A 3,083-nucleotide genomic window follows, 5' to 3' on the forward strand; every position below is an offset into this window, starting at 1 on the left:
CGGCCGGTCGAACTATTGTAGGTGGTCTCGATGGCAGATGACTCTGACTCAACAGAGCGGAAATCGATCAATATCGAGATCCCCGACGGTGACGATACCAGCTATGTCTCACTCAAAGTACCGGCCGATCAGTACGACGAGTTCACGCGCGTAAAGAACGACCAAGGATTAACCTGGCGCGGACTGTTGGTTCACGCTTACCGTAATCTCGAGGCTCCGGACGGTCTCGATCCTGATGCTGGCCAACACTCAAAACTGAATGCGGTCCGCAAGCGAAACGGGCTGACCTGGAAAGGGATGCTCCTATTCGCCGTTCGCGATCTCAAAGAACAGATGCGGAAAGGTGAAAGCCATGAGTAGCCACTGGCTCGGCCGCCGAGAGCTCGTTGCGGGTGGGGCCACGTTGGTGACGGCCGGTCTCGCCGGCTGTACCGCAGGGATTGGTCCCGAGAACGACGTGTTCGAATCAGTCGACACCAACGAGGGTGCCCTTGAGATCGTCCTCGCCGACGATACCGACATCTCCGACGTGACGCTCACGACTGGTGGCGAGGTCGTCAACGAGACGTCAGTCTCGCCAGGCCAGACAAAGGTCTCGTTCCCGCTAGTCAATATGAGCTNTATGAGCTGGAACAGCGTCGACTGGATGTACCAGCCCGGCGAGTATACAGTGACGGCCCGCGAGGGAGATACCGACCACCAGCACGAACAGACCCTCGAGCCCGAGACGGAGATCGTCGATCTCCGCACCGTTGAGCGCAACTCCGAGATTTTTCTCGAGGTCGTAGTCGCCAACGAGGGCAGCGGGCCCGACCTTATCCGCGATATCGATGTTACCCACGACGTCATCGACGTGCAGCTCCCGTTCGGCGAGCCTGACAGTGATGGCAACGGGTTCCAGGTCAACGTCAACGGCGACAAGCGAGGCGACTTCTATACCACCCTCCCACTCACTGTCGGTGGGGAGCGCGTGTTCGAGACCAACAGTGCCGTCCTGGGGTTCGACGTCTCGTTGACGTACACCGATAACGGGACCTACTCAGATATCGCCGAGCTCGAGAGCGAGTGGCGCGGTGAAGAGATCGACGTGCCTGTCCGACTCGGTATCGCGGGCGACGTGCTCGAGGTGACGGCGACTGTCCGGTTCGAAGGTGAAGTCATAGAACAAGCGCGATCGCGAGGAACCTTCTTCGCTGGGACGACGGTCGTCGACGTTTCGTCGTAGCGGCCCCTTTTTCGAAAGCCGATTCAACTGGCGACTAGGCCAGTCCCCATTATGAGTAGGATGACGTAGATCATCCCTGCGGAGAACCGGCGGAGGCCGCCCGCCTGGGCCGACCCTGCCATCAGGTAGAGAATCACCGCCGACAGCCCGATGACGATCGTGCCCGCAATGTGGCCATTCATCAGTAGGACGAACGCTGCGTAGAGCGTCACGGCCGCTACCAGCCGGACCGCCGCCGCGTTCGCACGAAGTATGAAATTCATGGTTATAACGCACACTTGCACCTTACTATATATAACTGTTCGGCCGAATGTCGTATCTCGAGGGCCGCCTTCACTGAAGTCCCTGTAGAGCGTGTCATAGAATCGTCCCTACAGGATTGTTTCCATCCTGACCTTCAACGAACCAGCTGTTAGATAGAGCGTGCGAACAGAGCAGTCCCTAGTAAACGTTATATGACTCTGTCATCATGATATGGATATGTCAGAACAGAGGCGAGTTGGGATTGCACCTCTAGTTATCGGAGTTGTGCTCCTTGGACAGTCGCTTAGTCAGCTTGTTCAGACTGGATTCTCAATTTGGGCAGTAGTGAGCCTCATAGGTAGTGTTGCTGCGATATTTGTCGGTGCTAAAATCCTTCTCACAGAAGACGTGGATAGTAATGGACGAAAGGAATCTACTACTGCCCTCGCCAGTATTGCTCTGCTCAGTTTTATCGTGGGCTCTGTGATATTTATCGTATAGTCCATATCAGATACCGATATATCGCTGACCTGTATCTATCACTTCGGTCACTTTGAAGAGAACAAGAAGAATTCTAGGACACACTCCCCGAATCTTACTCTCCGTTCAACGTCACGTTCTCGAGCATCGGCGTGTTCCCACTCATGACGTCCGTCGGCTCGGACCCAGCATCNCTCCCCGAATCTTACTCTCCGTTCAACGTCACGTTCTCGAGCATCGGCGTGTTCCCACTCATGACGTCCGTCGGCTCGGACCCAGCATCCCATCCCTCAGTTTGAATCACCATGTCCCGAAGCGTTACCGGGGCCGACGTCCCCGAGTAGAAGGCATCCGCGGGCTCGAGGAGATTGATGCGACAGTTCTCGATCACCGACTCGGTCACGCCGGAGCGCGTCCCGATCGCGTAGTTCCCACCCGCGCCGCTGGCGTCGTCTTCGTAGGCGACCGTCACATCGCAGTCACGGATCATACCGGGNATACCGGGTCCGTCGTAGTGCCAGATCGAGCGCTGGGCGGAGTGGACGCCGGAGGGCATCCGGTCGATAATCACCGTACAGCCTTCGACAGTCGACTGCTCGTAGGCCACACCGTCGCCATCGATCTCGGGAACGGGCTCCCAGTTGCCCGTTTCGTTGAATCGGATGTTCGACGTCCCGGAGTTCGAGCAGACGCAGTCTTTGACGATCTGGCGTCCACCACCCTGGACGTACAGTCCGTTATCGGGCCAGGGGCCACAGATCACGTTCTGGTAAAGCGTCGTACCGGCAGCATCGGGATGACCTGCAAGCCCCGTCGTCGACCAGCTCTGTCCAAACTCGTGTTCNCAGATCACGTTCTGGTAAAGCGTCGTACCGGCAGCATCGGGATGACCTGCAAGCCCCGTCGTCGACCAGCTCTGTCCAAACTCGTGTTCGCTTGAGGGATCAGCTCGATTGGTCGATCGAGTGTTGATCGTATCGACATGGTGGAGTCCCCCACCGCGCATATCGATTGAGTCCACAACAGCGAAAGCGTCGGACTCGACTGTCGCAACGCGCATGTTTCCATGAGTTCCGAGATCATGGACACCGTTGAACGCGATGTTCCGAATCTCCGCTCGATCACCGACCATTGC

The 3,083-nt window shown here is 57.2% G+C and carries 3 protein-coding genes; 2 read left to right on the forward strand and 1 reads right to left on the reverse strand.

The annotated features are described in order from the left end of the window. Positions 1-30: 30 nt before the first annotated feature. A complete protein-coding gene (locus C492_RS11010; RefSeq protein WP_008423505.1) occupies positions 31-360 on the forward strand; it encodes a hypothetical protein in 330 nt (109 codons plus the stop codon). Between the two features lie 888 nt (positions 361-1,248). Here the strand turns inward: C492_RS11010 and C492_RS11020 are convergent. Beyond that, positions 1,249-1,488, reverse strand: coding sequence for a hypothetical protein (locus tag C492_RS11020; RefSeq protein ID WP_083898837.1), 240 nt, complete (start codon positions 1,486-1,488; stop codon positions 1,249-1,251). A gap of 217 nt (positions 1,489-1,705) precedes the next feature. Between C492_RS11020 and C492_RS23745 the strand changes: the two genes are divergently transcribed. Beyond that, positions 1,706-1,969: a hypothetical protein gene (locus C492_RS23745; protein ID WP_152424895.1), complete on the forward strand. Its 264-nt coding sequence runs from the start codon at positions 1,706-1,708 to the stop codon at positions 1,967-1,969. The last annotated feature ends 1,114 nt before the right edge of the window (positions 1,970-3,083 follow it).

This window comes from Natronococcus jeotgali DSM 18795 (assembly GCF_000337695.1).
GTDB classification, from domain to species: Archaea; Halobacteriota; Halobacteria; order Halobacteriales; family Natrialbaceae; genus Natronococcus; species Natronococcus jeotgali.